Source organism: Herbiconiux liukaitaii, from assembly GCF_041927495.1.
Taxonomy (GTDB): Bacteria; Actinomycetota; Actinomycetes; order Actinomycetales; family Microbacteriaceae; genus Herbiconiux; species Herbiconiux liukaitaii.
Map to the genome: position 1 here is coordinate 145,112 of NZ_JBHFHG010000005.1, position 19,030 is coordinate 164,141.

Consider the following 19,030-nt stretch of genomic DNA (forward strand, 5'->3'; position numbering starts at 1 on the left):
CGATGAGATACATCGTCGGCTACACCGACACCCCCGCCGGGCACGACGCCCTCGCTCTGGGCGTGCGGCTGGCCCGCACCGACGGCGCCCGCCTCGACGTGGTGCTCGTGCTCGCGAACGAGGAGCGTCCCACGATCGTGCCCGCCGACCCGGGCTACGAGAAGTTCCTGCGCGACACCGCCGACGGCTGGCTCGAGGGCGCCCTCGCCCGTGTGCCGGCCGACGTGCGGGCGACCTCGCACCTCGTCTACGCCGAGTCGCTCGCCGACGGACTGCTCGACGCCATCGACACCCTCGGCGCCCACCTCGTGGTGGTGGGCGCGGCCCGCGGCGGTCTGCTCGGCCGGTTCGCCCTCAGCAGCGCCGCCAACTCGCTGCTGCACGCGGCTCCCGTGCCCGTGGCGCTCGCCCCGTCCGGCGCGCGCGACCTCGGTGAGGCATCCGTGACCCGGATCACGTGCGCCGTCGGCACGCGCGCGGGCGCCGATGCCCTGCTGGCGGAGGGGATCCGGCTCGCGAGGGGCGGCGGCGTGCCGCTCAGGCTGATCTCGCTCGTGGCCCTCGACGAGCCGACGGGCACCGACCGGCCGGAGGCGCTCGCTCGCGCGCGCGATCACGCTGAGGAGGTGCTCGCGCACGCCGCGTCGCAGCTGCCCGCCGACCTCACCGTCACCTCCGAGGTGGCGACCGGCAGCGCGATCGACGACGCAGTGACCACGATCGAGTGGGATGCGGCCGAGATCGTGCTCGTCGGATCGAGCAGGCTCGCCCAGCCCCGACGCCTCTTCCTCGGTTCGACGGCGGCGAAGATGCTCCGCGAACTGCCCGTGCCCCTCGTGGTCGTGCCCCGCGACTCCGCGACCGTGGACGGAGACCCGTCATGACCGCCCCCGAGACCGATCCGTCGTCGCCGCCCACCGCCGCCACCGCCGCCCTCTCGAAGAAGGGGCTCGGCGCCGGCACGGTGGGGCTCGTGGGCGCCATCGTGATCGGCATCTCGTGCATCGCCCCCGCGTACACGCTCACGGGCGCGCTCGGCCCCACCGTGGCCGAGGTGGGCACGCACGTTCCCGCGATCTTCCTGGTGGGCTTCATCCCGATGCTGCTCGTGGCCTTCGGCTACCGCGAGCTCAACAGCCGCATGCCCGACTCCGGCACCTCGTTCACCTGGGCCACCCGAGCCTTCGGCCCGTGGATCGGCTGGATGGCGGGCTGGGGGCTCATCGCCGCCACAATCGTGGTGCTGTCGAACCTCGCGGGCATCGCCGTGGACTTCTTCTACCTCATGCTGTCGCAGATCTTCTCGAACCCCGACATCGCCGATCTCACCACGAACCCGTTCATCAACGTGGTGACCTGTCTGGCGTTCATGCTCGGCGCCACGCTCATCTCGTACCGCGACATGCAGACCACCCAGAAGCTCCAGTACGTGCTCGTGGGCTTCCAGCTGATCGTCATGGTGGTGTTCGGCATCGTGGCCTTCGTGCACGTGGGGGCCGGTGACGCGTTCGACGCCCTGCCCGTCTCGCTCGACTGGTTCAACCCCTTCGCCGTGGGGTCGTTCAGCGCCTTCGCGGCGGGGCTGTCGCTCTCGATCTTCATCTTCTGGGGCTGGGACGTGACGCTCACGATGAGCGAGGAGACCAAGGGATCCAGTTCCACTCCGGGCAAGGCCGCCACGGCGACCGTGGTGATCATCGTGGTGCTCTACCTCTTCCTCGCCGTCGCCCTCATCAACTACGCGGGAGTGGGCGACGGGGAGTTCGGTCTCGGCAACCCCGACATCCAGGGCAACGTGTTCTTCTCGCTGGCCGGGCCCATCCTCGGGCCGCTCGCCATCCTCGTGTCGATCGCCGTGCTCTCGTCGTCGGCGGCCTCGCTGCAGTCGACCTTCGTGTCACCCGCCCGCACGCTGCTGGCCATGGGCCACTACGGAGCGCTCTCGCCGAAGTTCTCGAAGGTGCACCCGCGGTTCTTCACGCCGGGCTACGCCACGATCGTCTCGAGCATCGTGGCCTCGGTGTTCTACACGGTCATGCGCTTCATCTCGGAGGACGTGCTGTGGGACACCATCACGACCCTCGGCATGCTCATCTGCTTCTACTACGGGCTCACGGCGTTCGCGTGCGTGTGGTACTTCCGCAAGCAGTGGTTCTCGAGCGGGCGCAACTTCTTCTTCCAGTTCTTCTCGCCGCTCGTGGGCGGTCTCATCCTCACGGTGCTGTTCTTCACCACGATCGTCGAGAGCGCGAACCCCGACTACGGGAGCGGATCGAACATCAACGGCGTCGGTCTGGTGTTCATCCTCGGCATGGTCATCATCGTGACCGGGATCGTCGTGATGCTCATCCAGGCCAAGCTGCGGCCCGACTTCTTCAGGAACAGCACGCTCGCACGCGGCATCGCGGGCGACCGCAACGAGTCGGCCGCCGCCCTTCCGGAGTAGCGCCGTGGTGGAGCGGCCGGTCTACGCGACCGGCTGCTCCGCATCCACGATCGTGTACGCGTAGCCCTGCTCGGCGAGGAAGCGCTGCCGGTTCTGGGCGAACTCCTGATCCACGGTGTCACGGGCCACGAGCGTGTAGAAGCTCGCGGGGAGGCCGGACTCCTTGGGGCGCAGCAGTCGGCCGAGACGCTGGGCCTCCTCCTGGCGCGAGCCGAACGATCCGGAGACCTGGATGGCGACACTCGCCTCGGGGAGATCGATCGAGAAGTTGGCGACCTTCGAGACCACGAGGATCTTCTCCTCGCCGTCGCGGAACGCCTGGAACAGCCGCTCGCGCTCGGGCACCGGTGTGGCGCCCGTGATCTGGGGCGCACCGAGCGAGCGCGAGAGCTCCTCGAGCTGGTCGAGGTACTGACCGATCACGAGGATGCGCTCGCCGCTGTGCTGCTCGATCAGCCGCTTGGTGGCGTCGAGCTTGGCCGGTGCCGTCGCGGCCAGGCGGTAGCGCTCGTCGTCGGCGGCCGCGGCGTAGATCATCCGCTCGTCGAAGGGCAGGTCGACCCGCACCTCGTAGCAGTTGGCGGGAGAGATGTAGCCCTGCGCCTCGATCTCCTTCCACGGGGCGTCGAAGCGCTTGGGGCCGATGAGGCTGAACACGTCGGACTCCCGGCCGTCCTCCCGCACGAGCGTGGCCGTGAGACCGAGCCTGCGGCGCGCCTGCAGGTCGGCGGTGAGCTTGAACACGGGGGCGGGCAGCAGGTGCACCTCGTCGTAGACCACGAGGCCCCAGTCGAGGGCGTCGAGCAGCTCGAGGTGCGCGTACTTGCCGCTGCGCTTGGAGGTGAGGATCTGGTAGGTCGCGATCGTGACCGGCTTGACCTCCTTGACGAGCCCGGAGTACTCGCCGATCTCCTCCTCGGTGAGGCTCGTGCGCTTGAGTAGCTCTGCACGCCACTGGCGGGCCGAGACGGTGTTGGTGACGAGGATGAGCGTGTTGGTCTTGACCGCCGCCATCGCACCGGCGCCCACGAGCGTCTTGCCCGCTCCGCAGGGGAGCACCACCACGCCGGAGCCGTGCTCGGCGAAGTTGTCGATGGCGTCGCGCTGGTACCCGCGGAGCTGCCAGAGGGTCTCATCGAGCTCGATGTCGTGCGGGGTGCCGGGCGTGAAGCCGGCCAGGTCGTCGGCCGGCCAGCCCAGCTTGATGAGCTCCTGCTTGAGCTGACCTCGCGCCCAGGCCTCGATCTCCCAGCTGCCGTCGTCGCGGCGCACGGTGAGCAGGGGGGCGATCTTCTTGGCGCGCGTGATCTCGGTGAGCACCGCAGCATCCGTGGAGCGCAGGGTGAGCTCACCCTCGGGACGGCGCTCGATCACGAGCTTGCCGTAGCGGGCGATGGTCTCGACGATCTCGAGCGAGACCGACTGCGGCACCGCGAACTTGGAGTGCCGTTCGAGGGTGGCGAGGATCTCGTCGGCCGAGTGCCCGGCGGCCCGGGCGTTCCACAAGCCGAGCCGGGTGATGCGATAGGTGTGCACGTGCTCGGGCGCGCGCTCCAACTCGGCGAACACCGCGAGCTCGTGGCGTGCGGTGTCGGCTGCGGGGTGAGCGACTTCGAGCAGTACGGTGCGGTCGCTTTGGACGATGAGAGGGCCGTCTGGCATAGCTCTCGAGTCTACGTGGGGCAGCGGGTCACACCGTCGTGACGCGAGTGATGTTCGCTACCGGCACCGTGCGCTCCACGCCGGCCCGCACGTCGACGCAGCGCAGACGGCCGTTCGCGAGGCTCTGGGGGGTCACCCGCATGCCCGAGGTGGAGCCGTCGGCGAGGCGCAGCTCGATGTCGACCGAGATGCGGCCGCGCACCGCGCGGTCGAGCTGGCGCGAGATCCAGGCCGCGTCGTCGTCGAGCGAGGGCTGGCCGCCTCCCGTGGCGCTGCGGAGGCGGGGGAGCAGGTGGCGGAGCTCCTGGCTGAGCGCGGGGGCGGCGGGGGCATCCGGATCCGGGGCGAGACCCGTGCCGGTGTCGGGGCGCGGACGGGTGGAGAGGATGCGGGCTCGCCGCATCACGAGCACCTCGCCGGCGCCGTCCTGCGCGAGCACGGGGTAGCGGGCGTCGACGAGCAGCCAGTAGACCGTCGAGGGGTCGATGCGGCTGGAGAGCGTTCCGTCGGCCTCCCGGCGGAGGCCCAGCGACGAGAGGGCCTGGTCGACGGCGATGGTGCCGAGCAGTCGGGAGTCGGAGGAGAGCACGCGAGTGCCCGTGACCGAGCCCCTGCCGATGGGTGTGCTGGCCTCGAAGGCGGGGGCGACCCGGATGAGGCCGTGCCTGCGCTCGCCCTCGCCGAGGAGGTAGTCGAGGGCCTGGGGCACTCCCGTGAGCGAGATCTCGGTGAGGAACGCGCGGAGGCCCTCGGCCGTCTCGCCCGAGGAGAGGGCGCGGTCGATGGTCTGCGACGTGATGCGGTAGCTGCTCGCGAGACCGCGGTTCTCGATGTCGGCGACCGCGCGCAAGCGCGCGTCGACGCCGGGGCGGAGGGGGCCGGGGGCGATGATCGAGAGGTCGTGCTGGAGGTAGACCCGGTCGACCTCTTCTGGCAGCTCGGCCGTGAGCCCGCTCGGAGCGGCCCCGAGCAGCAGCGCCAGATCGTCGACGTGCGCGAGCTCGGCGCGCATGGCCTCGTCGGCCGCGGGGTACCGCTCGGCGAACGCCTGCTGCAGGGTGTCGCCGCTCGGCCACGGGCCGCCCGTGACGGCGGTCTCGAACATCGAGCGGAACGGACGGTCGAGGCTCTCGAGCCATCCCGTCACGAGACCGGTCCAGCGGGCGCGGTTGTCGAGCAGGTTCCAGTCGTCGGCGGCCGTGGTGGAGAGCAGGAGGTCGCCGTCGAGGGCGATCAGGCCCGCCGCGCGCGCCACGTCGACGAGCGGGGCCACGAACTCGGGCTCGAGACCGAGGAGCGCGGAGAGCCGCTTGCTCTCGGCGGCGGGCACCCCGCCGCGGGCGAGGGTGCGCACGGGAGCGAGGCGCAGCTGCTGCACGAGCTCGGCCACGGCGGAGATGGCGGTGAAGGCGCGCTCGCCGACGGGGGTCGCGGCGAGGGCCGCTCGCAACGACGAGTGCTGCTTGGCGGGGGGCGCGGGAAGGGGATCGGCCGCCACGGTCGCCCTCGCCACCTCGCTCACGACGGCGAACGGCGTGCCGTCGGGATCGAGGAGCGCGAGCTCGGTGGGCACCCGGCCCGTCTCCCGCTCGCCGGCGGCGAGGCGCGCGATCTCGTCGCGGTCCAGGCACTTGAGGGCCGCCCGCACGGAGTCCGGCTCGAGCAGCACGTCGGCGAGGTCGAAGAAGTCACGCACCTCGCGCGCGGCGATGGGGCGCGCTGCGAGGAGCGCGATCAGCTGGTCGTCGCTTCGGGCGCTGAGGGAGCGCGCGAGCGTGAGTGGATCGCTCACCGACTCCCGCGCGCATCGCGGAGGCGGCGTCTCATGTTGATGATGAGGAGCACGATCATGAGCAGCAGCCCGAGGGGGAGGCCCACGAGCGGCAGGAAGATGATGACGGGCCAGAGGCCCTCGCCGAAGTCACGCACCCCCACGGCCGTGCCCACGATCAGGGCGATGAACGAGAGGATCGAGAGGCCGAGGACCGCTGCGATCATGAAGGCGAGCGACCGTTCTGCACGGCTGCTGGCTGTCTTGTCGGCGTCACTCACATCGACAAGGATACGGGCACGGGTAGGCTGGACAGTGGTCCGAAGCGGTATTCGGGCCGATTACACGAGGAGATTCGCGATGCCCACCGGCAAGGTCAAGTTCTACGACGAGGAGAAGGGCTTCGGCTTCATCAGCTCCGATGACGGCCAAGAGGTCTTCCTGCACGCGTCCGCCCTGCCCGCAGGCACCACGGTGAAGGCGGGAGCCAAGCTCGAGTTCGGCATCGCCGACGGCAAGCGCGGTGCGCAGGCCCTCTCGGTGCGGGTGCTCGAAGCACCCCCGAGCCTCGCCAAGATGGCGCGCAAGCCCGCCGACGACATGGCCGTGATCGTGGAGGACCTCGTGAAGGTGCTCGACTCCATCGGGGGCAACCTCAAGCGCGGCCGGTACCCCGACAACGCGCACAGTCGCAAGATCGCCGCTCTGCTGCGCAAGGTCGCAGACGAGCTGGACGCGTAGTGGCGGAGGAGGGCTCCGAGCCCGAGGTCGGGGCCGAGGTCGACTCGACGCCGCTCGGTGACGAGGTGCTGCAGCCTGAAGAGGCGCAGACCGACGAGGTGCTTCTCGGCAGCCAGGAGCTGGCGCGCGAGGCCCTCGTGGGCATCGCCCCCGCCGGCACCGTGGGCGACCTCGTGGGGTCGTTCGCCGAGGCCGACCACGTGCTCAGCCTCTTCTTCGCGTCGCTGCTGCCCGGCTATCCCGACTGGCGCTGGACCGTCACGCTCGCGCGAGTCGACGAGGAGTCGGCACCCACCGTGCTCGAGGTCGAGCTGCTGCCGGGGGAGACCTCGATGGTGGCTCCCGACTGGGTGCCGTGGTCGGAGCGCCTCGCCGAGTACGAACTCGCCCAGGAGCTCGCCGCCGCGACGGCAGCGCATCCGGACGACGAGTCGGATGACGACGACCTGGCTGACGAGGACGACGACGAGCTGTCGGACGACGAGCTGTCCGACGAGGACGAGCTCGACGACGACGAGTCGGATGACGACGTGCTCGACGACGAGGATGAGCTCGACGACGTGATCGACATCGACGACCACATCACCGACGACGACGTGCTGGTGGCCGCGGCCGAAGCCGACGAGGCCGAGCCGCGCGACTGATCGAGGCCGGGCCCGGCGGCGTCTCGCCGAGGCCCGACCCGCGGTTGCCCGCGGCTCCCCGCGGCTAGGAGCCCAGGTTCTCCACCACGAACTCGATCGACGAGATGAGCTGCTTCACGTCGGAGGGCTCGATGGCCACGAAGGTGGCCACGCGCAGCTGGTTGCGGCCGAGCTTGCGGTAGGGCTCGGTGTCGACGATGCCGTTGGCGCGGAGCGTCTTCGCCACGGCGGCGGCGTCGATCGACTCGTCGAAGTCGATCGTGACGACGACCTGCGAGCGGTGCTCCGGGTTCGTCACGAACGGCTGCGCGTACGAGACGCTCTCGGCCCAGGTGTAGAGCGACGACGACGACTCCGCCGTGCGGGCAGACGCCCAGGCGAGGCCGCCGTTCTCGTTGATCCAGGAGACCTGGTTCTCGAGCAGCACGAGCGTGGCGATGGCCGGGGTGTTGAGCGTCTGGTTGAGACGCGAGTTGTCGACGGCGTTCTTGAGGCTCAGGAACTCGGGGATGTAGCGGTCCGAGGCCGCGATGCGCTCGATCCGCTCGATCGCGGCCGGCGACATGAGGGCGAACCAGAGGCCGCCGTCGGAGGCGAAGTTCTTCTGCGGGGCGAAATAGTAGACGTCGGTCTCGGCGGCGTCGAAGTCGATGCCGCCCGCGGCGCTCGTGGCGTCGATCACGGTGAGGGCGCCCTCGTCGCCGTGCACACGCTGCACGGGGGCCATGACGCCCGTGCTCGTCTCGTTGTGCGGCCAGGCGTAGACGTCGACGCCCTCGACGACCTCGATCTGCCCGAGGGATCCGCCCTCGGCCTTGATGACGTGCGGTGCCTCGAGCCAGGGGGCTCCGGCGGCGGCGGCGAACTTCGAGCCGAACTCGCCGAACGAGAGGTTCTCGGCGCGCTTCTCGATGAGCCCGAACGACGCCGCATCCCAGAACGCGGTCGATCCGCCGTTGCCGAGCACGACCTCGTAGCCCTCGGGGAGCGAGAAGAGCGAGGACAGTCCGTCGCGCACCGACCCCACGAGGTTCTTGACGGGGGCCTGGCGGTGGCTGGTGCCGAGGAGGGAGGCGCCTCGGGTCACGAGGTCCTCGAGCTGGCCGGGGCGCACCTTGGAGGGCCCGCAGCCGAACCGCCCGTCGACGGGGAGGCGGTCGGTGGGAATCGAGATCTCAGCCATGCCGTCCATAGTATCGACGCGGGAACGGCCGCGGTGTCGAGGCGTCGCACTAGGCTGGGTTAGGTACGCCTCAAGGGCCTAGGAGTATGCCGTGACTGATTTGATCGACACCACAGAGATGTATCTGCGGACGATTCTCGAACTCGAAGAAGAGAACATCAACCCGCTGCGTGCGCGCATCTCGGAGCGTCTCGGTCACTCGGGCCCCACCGTGTCGCAGACCGTCGGTCGCATGGAGCGCGACGGACTCGTGGTGGTCTCGCTGGACAGGCACCTCGAGCTCACCGAGGTGGGGCGCCGCAAGGCCATCTCGGTCATGCGCAAGCACCGTCTCGCCGAGCGACTGCTGAGCGACGTGATCGGGCTCGACTGGGAGCTCGTGCACGACGAGGCATGCCGCTGGGAGCATGTGATGAGCGAGCAGGTCGAGCTCCGCATCCTCGAGCTGCTCGACCACCCCACGGAGTCGCCGTACGGCAATCCGATCCCGGGTCTCGACGTGCTCGGTGACGAGGCGACCATGCCCTTCACCAAGGGGGTCGTGAACATCGTGACCCTCGTGCACGGTGCCGTGGGCCCGCAGACGAAGATCATCCGGCGGCTCGGCGAGCCCGCGCAGGTCGACCCCGAGCTGCTGCTGCAGCTCAAGCTCGCGGGAGTGGTGCCGGGCAACTCGGCGGCCTTCACCGCGGTCGGCTCCTACGTTCTGGTAGAGGTCGAAGGTTTCGAGGAGGGCCTCGAACTGCCCAATGAGGTCGCAAGCCACATATTTGTTGGGATCTGAGCAGAATCCATCGCCGGGTCGTTACGGAATTGTTAAAGAACGGCTCTGCCGAGGTGACAATCCGCCGGGGCTCCCGTAGTGTCTAACGAGTCCGCTGCCCCCCTAATGGGTGCGGACTCAGGCCGAGACACCTCGCTTTCCCGTCTCTCGGCCCCAGAACACACACGCAACTCGGTGTGGACGGGAGCAGTTGCCCTAGCTGCGAGAGGTGCCGGAGGAACATATTTTGGCCCTTAATGGAGACTCGCCCCAGTCGGAGCGGAACCCCGAAAACCCGAATAGACCCGAGACACCCTCACAGACAGCACCCGCTCTGACCCGTCGCGAACTGCGTGCGGCCGAGTCGGCGTCGTCATCGGGAGTGCTCGTCCGTCGTGCACCCGTGGCCCCGCCTGCCCGGGTGGCCGTGGCGCCCAAGGTCGAGAACCGTGCACCGAGTCGTGCACCGCGGTCCCGTCCGAGGTTCGCCCGCCCCACCAAGAAGGGCGTCGTGAGCACGGTCGTCATGACCTTCGCGGCGGCTCTCGTGGCCACCATGGCCCTGCCCGCCTACGCCTTCGGTGGCGGCGGAGCCTTCGACAGCACCGTGGCGACGGCCGAGGCCGACCTGAGCGGCTCGCAGAGCCTCGTGGTGCCCGACGCCTCCGCCGCGCTCGCCGTGAGCCGCGACAACTACACGGCCCCCACCTCGGCCGAGCTGGCCGCGAGCCGCGAAGCCGCGGCCGCCGCCGTCGCCGCCACGGAGGCCGCCGCTGCTGCCGCAGCATCCGCGTCCGCCTCGGCCAAGGCCGGAGCATCCACCGGTGGTGCCTTCACCGTCAACCCGCCCTCCGGCCCCTACAGCGGCGAGGCCGTCGTGGAGTTCGCCAAGCAGTTCGTGGGCGTCGTGCCCTACGGCAGCGGTGCGAGCCCCGACACGAGCTTCGGTTGCGATGGTCTCACCCAGTACGTCTTCGGCGCTTTCGGCATCTACCTGCCGCGCACCGTGAGCAACCAGGCGGCCATGGGCATCCCGATCGCTCCCGAGGATGCGCAGGCCGGCGACCTCATCGTCTGGCCCATCGGTCACATCGGCATCTACGACGGCGCCGGCGGCACCATCGACTCGCCCGACTGGGGTCGGTACGTCGAGCACCGCCCGCTGTGGGGCAGCTACTACTTCGTACGGATCGTGTAAACAGTTCGTTACCAGGCCATGAAACGGCGTGCCACCGGTGTGTGGCACGCCGTTTCTGTCGTAGCCTGAAGCTCTGATCGTCCCCGAGATCATGGAGAGCCAGATGAGCGTCGGCAGGAGCGTCCGCACCACGGATCGTCTCCACCTGCGCGTGCCTCGGCACTCGAACGGACTCAGTCGGAACCGGATACCCGTTTCCGCATGCAAGGCGCTGTCATCATGACGGCGCCTTTTTTTGTGTCCGGACGTCTCCAGATCCCGAGGCGGTGCGCAATGTCGAACACCTGGAAGCCGTCCAGGTCTCTTCGAAAGGGAGAGCATGCGAACACTGGTCCTGAACGCCGGATTTGAACCGCTCGGTGTCGTCTCGTTCAAGAGAGCACTCGTGCTCGTGCTGAACGGCAAGGCGCGAGTGCTGGCGAGCGATGACGAGCATCCCGTCATCGGAATCTCGAGCGCCTTCGAGCGCCCGGCCGTCATCCTGCTCACGCGCTACGTGCGTGTGCCCATGAACCGCATGATGCCGGTCTCGCGTCGCGGAGTGCTGCGGCGCGACGGGCAGCGCTGCGGTTACTGCGGGGGAGCTGCCTCCACCATCGACCACGTGCAGCCCCGCTCGCGCGGCGGCAAGGACACGTGGGAGAACCTCGTGGCGTGCTGCCTGCGGTGCAACAACATCAAGAGCGATCGCACGCCGGAGGAGATGGGCTGGTCGCTCCGCGTCTCGCCCCGGATGCCCCACCAGTCGGGGTGGAGCATCAAGGGCGCCGAGAAGGCCGAGCCGCAGTGGGAGACCTTCCTCGCCACGGCGGCGTGAGCCCCGCGGTCCCCTCCACCCGCTAAACTTGCCCGGTCAGCCTCTGTAGCTCAATGGAAGAGCAGTTCCGTCCTAAGGAAAGGGTTGGGGGTTCGAGTCCCTCCAGGGGCACCCTTCGCTCGTCTCCAGAACCCGGAGCCGCATACCGGCCGGGGGTGGGTGGTGTCGGTCTGCGTGTCAGCGGAGTGGCTGCACTTCGCCCAGGAGCGCGCCCTCCGACCACACTCGAACGGGCGACGTCCGGCTGAGGGTGCTCGGAGACTCCGTCGAGAACTGCGCGTTCAGCATTGCGAGATTGCAGCCACCCGAGCTGGGGGACTCTGTGATGATCTCGAGTTCGTCCGGGGCTGTGACCTCGTAGCCGACGGGGTGAGGGAAGCAGTTCGGACTCCCCGACAGCGCGACGACGAGGTGCTGACCGTCGGCCGTCCACCAGGCACGTTCGCGTGTTGGGGTGAACTCTGCGGGCTGCCATGTATCGGGCGAGCGCTCGACCACGGGATAGATCGACGGACTGGGGTCTGGGGCCGCGTCCCCAGGAGGCGGCGTGCATCCGGACAATGTTGAGGCAGTAACTGCCAGAGCCAGAATCACGGCCATCCGCATGGTGCTGGGCATCATGGGGTCAGGCTAGGCGGTCCATGGCCTGGAGGACGTCTACGGCGCTGTGGAGGCGGCCTGCCGGGGGGGACTCCAGGAGGAGGCCCGGGGACTGCTCGAGGAAGCGGCGGCGGCCGACCACGAACCAGATGCCCTTCGCGGGCACGTCGCCGCGGTTGGAGAAGAGGTGGGGGCGCACCGAGTCGAGCATGAGGGAGTCGCCCGCCCGGAAGACGAAGGTGTCGAAGTCGACCTGCACCGTGAGCTCGCCGGAGAGCAGGTAGGCGTACTCCACGCCGCGGTGCTGGGTCATGCGGCCCTCGATCGAGCTCGAGGCTCCCGGGCGGTAGGTGACGATCATGGGATCGACGAAGCCGTCGTGGCTCGAGGCGAGGCGCTCCCAGCGCACGCCGTTCTCGATCTCCAGCACGGGGTTGTCGATGCCGCGCTGCACGAGGTCGCCGCTCGCCGCCCGGTGCTCCGAGAGCGAACGGGGTGCGCGATCGGCGGCCGGGCGGGCCGCATCGGCGAGACCGAGACCGGACGCGCCGGAGGCACCAGCACCAGCACCAACTCCAGCACCGGCTCCCGATCGGGCCCCGGCGCGCGCCGACATCAGGTCGTCGAACGAGAGCCCCAGGTGGCTCGCGATCGCGTACAGGGTGCTGACGGAGGGCTGGGTCTTGCCGGTCTCGACCTGCGAGATGAGGCTCGGGGAGAGCCCGAGTGCGCTCGCCACGCTCCGCAGGCTCAGGCCCTCGGCGACGCGCGCAGCCCGGAGGCGAGGTCCGATGTCCTCGGTCATGATGCCCCCTCTTCTCCCGCTCCGCCCCGGTGATTCCGCTGGGCGGCCGGTGGACCGGTCGAGATGTGAAGTAACCCTACACGAGCGTCGAAATTTTTGTCATACAAAGTGCCGAGCATGGCTGGCAGACGCGACTAGCGCGGTGACTGCCAGATCTCGAGCTGCACGCCGTCAGGGTCGCGGAAGTAGGCCCAGCGCGACCCCGCGAGCGGCCCCTCGCCGATCTCGATGGGGTCGCTGCTGAACACGGCGCCCTTCGAGCGGAGGTCGCTCACGGCGGCGTCGATGTCGTCGACCTGGAAGCACACGTGCGCGGCCCCCACGTCGCAGTTGCGCCGATCGAAGTCCTCACCCACGGGCTCCTGGTACTCGAGGAACTCGATCCGGGTCGACCCGACCTCGAGCATCGAGAAGCTCAGCCGGGCCGCAGGCACCTGCACACCCTGGGCGAGCTCGGGCCCCTCACCGTGGTTGATCGGCCCGGGGGTGAGATCGAACATGCGCGTGTACCACTCGCGCGAACGCTCGAGATCCCGCACCGTGATGCCCACGTGGTGGACGCCCTCTAGAACGAACGACATTGTCTGCTCCTCGTGATCGATTGGAACTGAAAAGAGTCTCACTGAACAGAATGCAGTCTCCACCCGGCAAAAGCCAGCGGATTCCCCGTCGCAGCGCATCACTGTGTACAGTGATGATGAACTTTTCGGAGTCATGCAAAGGAGCACATCGGGATGAGAGCAGCCGTCTTCCACGCCGCACACGACATCAGGGTCGAGGAGATCGCCGATCCGACCGGCCCCGGCCCGGGAGAGGTGCTCCTTCGCCCCTTCTGGTGCGGAGTCTGCGGCACCGACCTGCATGAGTACGCCATGGGCCCGATCGTCATCCCTTCGACGCCGCACCCCCTCAACGGGTCCACGGCACCGCAGATCCTCGGCCACGAGTTCTCGGCAGAGGTCCTGGAGATCGGCGCCGGAGTGCGCTCGGTCAAGGTGGGCGACCGCGTCTCGGTGATGCCCCTGCTCTCGTGCGGCGAGTGCTACTTCTGCCGCCGCGGCCTCAACCACCTGTGCCAGCGCATGGCCTGCATCGGCCTGAGCTACGCGTGGGGCGGCATCGCCGAGCTCGCCGTCGTTCCGGCCAGCCACGTGAGTGTGCTGCCCGACTCGATGACCGACCTGCAGGGCGCCCTCGTGGAGCCCGGCGCGGTCGCCGCGTACGGTGTCGACACCGCGAAGGTGCGCCCGGGCGACACCGTGCTCATCACCGGTGCGGGCCCGATCGGCGCCCTCGCCGCCCTCTACTCCTCCTCCATCGGCGCGAACGTGTTCATCTCCGAGGTGAACCCGTTCCGCGCCGAGCTGGCCCGTGGCCTCGACGTGGGCGAGGTGCTCGACCCGACGAGCATCGACGTGCCCGCCTACCTCAAGGATGCGACGGGTGGCGTGGGCGTCGACGCCGTGGTGGAGTGCTCCGGCAACGAGCGCGCCCTCCAGGCCGCCATCGCCTCGGTGCGCTCGGCGGGCCACATCGCCCAGACCGGCCTGCACACGAAGGCCGCGTCGATCGACCCGATGGTGCTCTCGGAGCACGACATCACCCTCGCCGGCACGTGGTGCTACCCCGTGACCGACTGGCCCCGCATCATCGACCTCATCGCCCGCGGGCGGTACCCGGTCGAGAAGGTCGTGACCTCGCAGATCACCATGGGCGACGTCGTGGCCGGATTCGACACGCTGCTGTCGCCGCGTGGTGACCAGGTCAAGGTCCTCATCCAGGCCGTCTGACCCCCGGATCCGTCGACGAGACGAATACGTCAAGAAGAGAAACCGAACACACGAGGAAGTGGATTCATGAAGGCACTGCAGTTCGTGCAGAGCGACGACGCCCAGGTGCGCGAGCTCGAGGTCCCCCAGATCGCAGCGGACGAGGTGCTCATCGCCTCGCGCCGGGTCGGAGTGTGCCACTCCGACATCGAGCTGCTCGAGGGCCGGTACATCATCCCGTTCGAGTACCCGATCATCCCGGGCCACGAGTGGTCCGGCCAGGTGGCGGCCGTCGGCTCGGCCGTGACCGACTTCGCGGTGGGCGACCGCGTGGTGGGGGAGTGCGTGATCGGAGACGACCACTTCGGCTTCTCCATCTCCGGAGCCGCGGCGGAGTACTTCGTGGCCAAGCCCGCGTGGCTGCACCGCCTGCCCGACGAGCTCGACTTCGCCGCCGGTGCCCTCGTGGAGCCCTTCAGTGTGGCCTACTACGCACTCCGGCGCGTGGGCAACGTGGATGCGAGCGACGTGCTCGTGGTGCTCGGCGCGGGCCCCATCGGCCTGGCCGTGACCGCGGCCGCGGCCGCCCTCGGGGCCACGACCGTGGTGGTCGAGCCCTCCGAGGAGCGCCGCACCGTGGCCCTGCAGCTGGGCGCTGCGGAGGCCGTGCACCCCGACGACATCGTGGAGGTGCTGCAGCGGATCTCCGGAGGCCGCGGAGCCGACGTGGTGGTCGAGTGCAGCGGCCGACCCGAGGTGATGGCGACCGCCCTCGAGCTCGCCGCCTTCCGTGGACGCGTCGCCTTCATCGGCATCGACGTGGGGCGCTCGGCGCCGGCCCAGCTCGGCCTCATCCAGTCGAAGGAGCTGCTGCTCTCGGGCTCCATCGGCTCACCCGGCGTGTGGCCGGAGACGCTGCGCTTCCTCGCGAAGAGCGGCATCGACCTCTCTCCGCTCATCACCCAGGTGTTCGGCATCGACGAAGCGACCGACGCGGTGGCGACGGCACACGCCCAGCAGGGGGTCATCAAGGCTCACGTCGAGCTGACGGCCCCCCTGCTGGGGCAGGCCTGATTCAGAGATCAGTCCCCACTCAGGGGATGATGCGCGCTTCGCGGTAGCGGTCCACCTTGTCGAAGAAGCTCGACGGGGTGGACCGGAAGTTCAGGAACCCGGCCTCACGGCTCTTGTCCATGCTCGTGAAGCACTCCAGGTTGCGACCGAGGTCGCCGTCGGTGTGCCACCAGCTCGCGAGGCGGCTGACGTCGCTCTCGACGAGCCCGTTCTCCTCCGCGATGCTCGTCCACAGCTCGGCCGCGTCGCCCATGCGGTCGGCGAGCGGGGCGGGAGCGCCCTCGAAACCCTTCCACTCGACACCGAAGTGCTCGGCGATGAGCGGCCACAGCCAGCGCCAGCGGAACACGTCGCCGTTGGCGATGTTGAACGCCTGGTCGCGGCCGGCCGGATCGGTGGCCGCCCACACGAGCTGCTCGGCGAGCAGATCGGCATCCGTGACGTCGGTGACGCCGTTCCACTGCGTCTCGGAGCCCGGGAAGCGGAAGGGCTCGCCGGTGCGCTTGCAGAGGTTCGCGTAGACCGAGAGGGTGAGCGCCATGTTCATGGCGTTGCCCACGGCGAAGCCGAAGACGGTGTGCGCGCGGTGCACGCTCCAGCCGAAGCCGTGCTCGGCGGCGGCGGCGAACAGCTCGTCCTCCTGCGCGTAGTAGAAGTTCGGCGAGTCGAGGCGCTCCGACTCCTCGCGGAAGGGCGTGTCGGCCATCACGCCGGTGGCGTAGTTGTCGAACGGGCCGAGGTAGTGCTTGAGTCCGGTCAGCAGCGCCACGTGCTTCACGGCACCGCCTGCTGCGGCCGCCGCGAGCGTGTTGCGCACGATCGCGCTGTTGACGGCGATGTTCTCCGCCTCGGTGTCCTGCCGCATCCACGCGGTGATGAAGACGTACTCGGGGCGCACCTCGGCGAGCGACGCGGCGAGCCCGTCGGCGTCGAGCAGATTCGCGGCGATCGGCACGACACCCTCGACGGGTGTCGCGAGGGAGCGGGAGACCCCGTAGACCTCGAATCCGTCCTCCAGGAGCTGGCGGCTGAGCGCCTGTCCGGCGATTCCGGTGGAACCGACCACCAGTGCGCGTCGTGCGGAAGTGTGTACTGTCATCGTCGACCCTCTCGTCATTGTGTTCACGGTAAACGTACACAGGTGTGTACTATCAGCACTCGCCCTGAGTACAAGATGCTCGGTATGACAGCGATCTTGATGCAAAAGTTACCGAGCGTAGTTGTGAACACTCACGGCCCCTGTAAAGCTATGCTCAACGACGAGTTCAATGAAGAGTAATCGAGATCACGGAGAGATGATGAGCGCAACGGAGCGGACGAGACCCAGGTTGACGAGTTCACGCCTGACCATCTCGCGTGGGCTCGTGACCGTGGGAGCGGCGGTGATCGTGCTGTTCGTCGTGAGCGCGGTGGCCGCCCCGTCGAGCGTCTCGCAGGGAGCGATCCTCGGCATGCTGCCCTTCTTCGCGGTGCTCGCCTGCGTGGGCCTCGGTCAGATGCTCGTGGTGCAGCAGGGCGGCATCGACCTCTCGATCCCCGGCGCGGTCTCACTCGCGATCGTGGTGGTGAGCCGCATCCCGAACGGCGACGACTCGCTGCTCTTCCCGGCCATCGCGCTCGCCTTCGGCATCGCGGCGCTCGCCGGAGTGCTCAACGGTGTGCTGATCGGCCTGCTCAAGCTCAACGCCATCATCGCCACCCTCGGCACCAACGCGCTGCTGTTCGCCGTGGTGCTCGGCATCTCCGGCGGCAGCCCCACCTCGACCACCCGGGCACTCCGCGACATCGTGGGCGGGCTGACCTTCGGCATCCCGAACTCGCTGTTCTTCGCCCTCATCGCCTTCGCGATCGTGACGTTGCTCGTGAAGAAGACCGTGGCCGGCCGCCGCTTCGAGGCCGTCGGAGCGAACCCCGTGGCCGCGAGGGCCACCGGTCTCCGTGTGCGCACCCACCAGGCCACCGCCTACGTCTGGGCCCAGCTGCTGTACTGCCTCGCCGGGATCCTGCTCGCGGGCATCACCGCGCAGCCCACGGCCTTCCAGGGCAACTCGTACCTCATCCCCGCCGTCGCGGTCGTGGTGCTGGGAGGCACGTCGCTGCTCGGTGGCCGCGGGTTCCCCCTCGCCACCGTGATCGCCGCGCTCTTCCTGGCCCAGCTCGACCAGTTCGTGCTCGCCGCCGGCGTGCCGTTCGGGGCGCGCTCGATCATCCAGGCGGCGGCGCTCGCCGTGGGCGTCGCGCTCTACACGATCAACTGGGCAGGCATCCGCGCCCGGTTCGCCTCGAAGAGAGCCACCCCCGTACCTGCGTGACCCCGTACCTGCTCGACACGATGAAGACCCGACTTCGACACCGTCGAAAAACAGAGGTGGCAGAGGCGCCGCCAAGAGTGAGAGGAATCCAGTGATGGCTATTCGCAACCGCATCGCAACGACCGCAGCGGTCCTGAGCGTCGCAGCATTGGCGTTGACCGCCTGCAGCAGCGGCGCACCGTCGGCCAACGACACCGTGACCACCGGCGCACCCGTCGAGGGCGCTCCCGACTGGTGCGGCCCCAACGAGATCACGCTCGGCCTGCTCGACGGCTTCGGCGGCAACAGCTGGCGCAAGATCACCACGGCCGCGGGAGCGGACGAGGTGGCCAAGTGCCCGAGCGTCACCGGCTACGAGTACGCAGACGGCCAGGGCGACACGCAGAAGTCGATCGCCGACATCCAGGGCATGGTCGCCAAGGGTGTCAACGCGCTCGTCGTGTTCCCGGATGCGGGCGAGGCCATGCTGCCCGCGCTCCGCAGCGCCTACCAGGCCGGCGTCGTGACGGTGCCCTACCGCGTGAACCCGGGCGGCGAGGACGGAGTGGACTACGACGCCTGGATCGGCGCCGACTTCACCACCGACGGCAAGAACTGGGGCGAGTGGATCAAGACCAACTTCCCCGACGGCGCGAAGATCCTCTTCCTCTCCGGCCCCAAGGGCAACAGCCAGGGCGAGGACGAGCTCGCCGGCATGACCGAGGTGCTGGGCGACGGCGGCGAGTACGAGTTCATCGGCGAGACCCCCTTCGAGCCCACCAACTGGGACCCGGCCGTCTCGCAGCAGGTGCTCACGAGCGCCATCGCCAAGAACCCGCAGATCGACGTGATCGTCTCCGACTTCGGGCCCTCGCTCGTGGGCGCGCTGCCCGAGTTCACCAAGAGCGGGCGCTCCATCCCGGCTCTCGTGGCCTCCGATGGCAACGTGCTCGGCTGCTTCTGGCAGGAGAACCAGGAGGCGAACCCCGACTTCAAGATGATGACGGTCGCCACCGGTAACGACAACGTGCGCCTGGCCGTGCAGTACGCCGTGGCCAAGGCCACCGGCGGCGTGCTGCCCGACACCACCACCTTCGAGGCTCCGGCGTTCGAGGACTCGGTATCCGGCACCCCCAACCCGGTCGAGTGCCGCGACGACCTGCCGGGAGACATCTTCCTCTCGGCCGAGATGTCGCCGGAAGACCAGGCAGAACTCCTGAAGTAGCACCACCCCTGGCGCCGGGCCCGATCCTCTCGATCGGGCCC

18 protein-coding genes and 1 tRNA gene are annotated in these 19,030 nt (G+C 69.0%); 12 read left to right on the forward strand and 7 right to left on the reverse strand.

Annotated elements, in window-relative coordinates; genetic code table 11:
- Positions 1-2 precede the first annotated feature (2 nt).
- Both ACEXQC_RS12355 and ACEXQC_RS12360 read left to right on the forward strand, forming a co-directional pair.
- A complete protein-coding gene (locus ACEXQC_RS12355; RefSeq protein ID WP_374822484.1) occupies positions 3-884 on the forward strand; it encodes a universal stress protein in 882 nt (293 codons plus the stop codon).
- Positions 881-2,446: an APC family permease gene (locus ACEXQC_RS12360; RefSeq protein WP_374822487.1), complete on the forward strand. Its 1,566-nt coding sequence runs from the start codon at positions 881-883 to the stop codon at positions 2,444-2,446. Before ACEXQC_RS12355 ends, ACEXQC_RS12360 begins: the two co-directional genes overlap by 4 nt.
- Positions 2,447-2,467: 21 nt before the next feature.
- Here ACEXQC_RS12360 and ACEXQC_RS12365 read toward each other — a convergent pair whose 3' ends face one another.
- From ACEXQC_RS12365 to ACEXQC_RS12375, 3 genes are read right to left on the reverse strand one after another with little or no spacing between them, the layout of a single operon-like run.
- A complete protein-coding gene (locus tag ACEXQC_RS12365) occupies positions 2,468-4,108 on the reverse strand; it encodes a DNA repair helicase XPB (protein ID WP_374822489.1) in 1,641 nt (546 codons plus the stop codon).
- A gap of 28 nt (positions 4,109-4,136) precedes the next feature.
- Positions 4,137-5,900, reverse strand: coding sequence for a helicase-associated domain-containing protein (locus tag ACEXQC_RS12370; protein WP_374822492.1), 1,764 nt, complete (start codon positions 5,898-5,900; stop codon positions 4,137-4,139).
- Entirely contained in the window at positions 5,897-6,160 is a 264-nt protein-coding gene (locus tag ACEXQC_RS12375) for a hypothetical protein (protein WP_374822496.1), read from the reverse strand. The genes ACEXQC_RS12370 and ACEXQC_RS12375 overlap by 4 nt, the downstream gene beginning before the upstream one ends.
- A 79-nt stretch (positions 6,161-6,239) precedes the next feature.
- Between ACEXQC_RS12375 and ACEXQC_RS12380 the strand changes: the two genes are divergently transcribed.
- Together ACEXQC_RS12380 and ACEXQC_RS12385 are read left to right on the forward strand one after the other, a co-directional pair.
- Positions 6,240-6,620 (forward strand): cold-shock protein, encoded by a 381-nt coding sequence (locus ACEXQC_RS12380; protein WP_374822499.1) that lies wholly within the window; start codon positions 6,240-6,242, stop codon positions 6,618-6,620.
- Positions 6,620-7,264, forward strand: coding sequence for a DUF3027 domain-containing protein (locus tag ACEXQC_RS12385; RefSeq protein WP_374822502.1), 645 nt, complete (start codon positions 6,620-6,622; stop codon positions 7,262-7,264). Before ACEXQC_RS12380 ends, ACEXQC_RS12385 begins: the two co-directional genes overlap by 1 nt.
- A gap of 64 nt (positions 7,265-7,328) precedes the next feature.
- Here the strand turns inward: ACEXQC_RS12385 and serC are convergent, their stop codons facing one another.
- On the reverse strand, positions 7,329-8,447 hold the full coding sequence (gene serC, locus ACEXQC_RS12390; protein WP_374822505.1) for a phosphoserine transaminase: 1,119 nt from the start codon (positions 8,445-8,447) through the stop codon (positions 7,329-7,331).
- 91 nt (positions 8,448-8,538) lie between these two features.
- Here serC and ACEXQC_RS12395 point away from each other — a divergent pair, with 91 nt between their 5' ends.
- The 4 genes from ACEXQC_RS12395 to ACEXQC_RS12410 all read left to right on the forward strand — a co-directional run bounded on the left by ACEXQC_RS12395 (position 8,539) and on the right by ACEXQC_RS12410 (position 11,336).
- On the forward strand, positions 8,539-9,231 hold the full coding sequence (locus tag ACEXQC_RS12395; protein WP_374822508.1) for an iron-dependent transcriptional repressor DtxR: 693 nt from the start codon (positions 8,539-8,541) through the stop codon (positions 9,229-9,231).
- 490 nt (positions 9,232-9,721) lie between these two features.
- The gene (locus ACEXQC_RS12400; protein WP_374822510.1) at positions 9,722-10,408 is read left to right on the forward strand and encodes a C40 family peptidase; all 687 of its coding nucleotides are present in this window, start codon (positions 9,722-9,724) and stop codon (positions 10,406-10,408) included.
- Between the two features lie 319 nt (positions 10,409-10,727).
- Entirely contained in the window at positions 10,728-11,225 is a 498-nt protein-coding gene (locus ACEXQC_RS12405; RefSeq protein WP_374822512.1) for an HNH endonuclease, read from the forward strand.
- A gap of 39 nt (positions 11,226-11,264) precedes the next feature.
- Positions 11,265-11,336, forward strand: a tRNA-Arg gene (locus tag ACEXQC_RS12410).
- A gap of 514 nt (positions 11,337-11,850) precedes the next feature.
- On the opposite strand, the gene ACEXQC_RS12415 is transcribed toward ACEXQC_RS12410, so the two are convergent.
- Both ACEXQC_RS12415 and ACEXQC_RS12420 read right to left on the reverse strand, forming a co-directional pair.
- Positions 11,851-12,630: a helix-turn-helix domain-containing protein gene (locus ACEXQC_RS12415; protein WP_374822515.1), complete on the reverse strand. Its 780-nt coding sequence runs from the start codon at positions 12,628-12,630 to the stop codon at positions 11,851-11,853.
- A gap of 134 nt (positions 12,631-12,764) precedes the next feature.
- Positions 12,765-13,211 (reverse strand): VOC family protein, encoded by a 447-nt coding sequence (locus ACEXQC_RS12420; RefSeq protein ID WP_374822518.1) that lies wholly within the window; start codon positions 13,209-13,211, stop codon positions 12,765-12,767.
- A gap of 153 nt (positions 13,212-13,364) precedes the next feature.
- On the opposite strand from ACEXQC_RS12420, the gene ACEXQC_RS12425 reads away from it, so the two are divergent.
- Together ACEXQC_RS12425 and ACEXQC_RS12430 are read left to right on the forward strand one after the other, a co-directional pair.
- On the forward strand, positions 13,365-14,420 hold the full coding sequence (locus ACEXQC_RS12425) for a 2,3-butanediol dehydrogenase (RefSeq protein ID WP_374822520.1): 1,056 nt from the start codon (positions 13,365-13,367) through the stop codon (positions 14,418-14,420).
- A gap of 66 nt (positions 14,421-14,486) precedes the next feature.
- The gene (locus ACEXQC_RS12430) at positions 14,487-15,473 is read left to right on the forward strand and encodes a zinc-dependent alcohol dehydrogenase (RefSeq protein WP_374822523.1); all 987 of its coding nucleotides are present in this window, start codon (positions 14,487-14,489) and stop codon (positions 15,471-15,473) included.
- A 19-nt stretch (positions 15,474-15,492) separates the two neighbouring features.
- On the opposite strand, the gene ACEXQC_RS12435 is transcribed toward ACEXQC_RS12430, so the two are convergent.
- Positions 15,493-16,572 carry an SDR family oxidoreductase gene (locus ACEXQC_RS12435; protein WP_374822525.1) on the reverse strand — a complete coding sequence of 360 codons (1,080 nt, stop codon included), beginning with the start codon at positions 16,570-16,572 and terminating at the stop codon, positions 15,493-15,495.
- A 229-nt stretch (positions 16,573-16,801) separates the two neighbouring features.
- Between ACEXQC_RS12435 and ACEXQC_RS12440 the strand changes: the two genes are divergently transcribed.
- Together ACEXQC_RS12440 and ACEXQC_RS12445 are read left to right on the forward strand one after the other, a co-directional pair.
- Complete coding sequence (locus ACEXQC_RS12440) at positions 16,802-17,785, forward strand: ABC transporter permease (RefSeq protein WP_374822528.1); 984 nt, start codon at positions 16,802-16,804, stop codon at positions 17,783-17,785.
- Between the two features lie 94 nt (positions 17,786-17,879).
- Positions 17,880-18,989, forward strand: a complete 1,110-nt coding sequence (locus ACEXQC_RS12445) for a substrate-binding domain-containing protein (protein WP_374822531.1) — start codon at positions 17,880-17,882, stop codon at positions 18,987-18,989.
- The last annotated feature ends 41 nt before the right edge of the window (positions 18,990-19,030 follow it).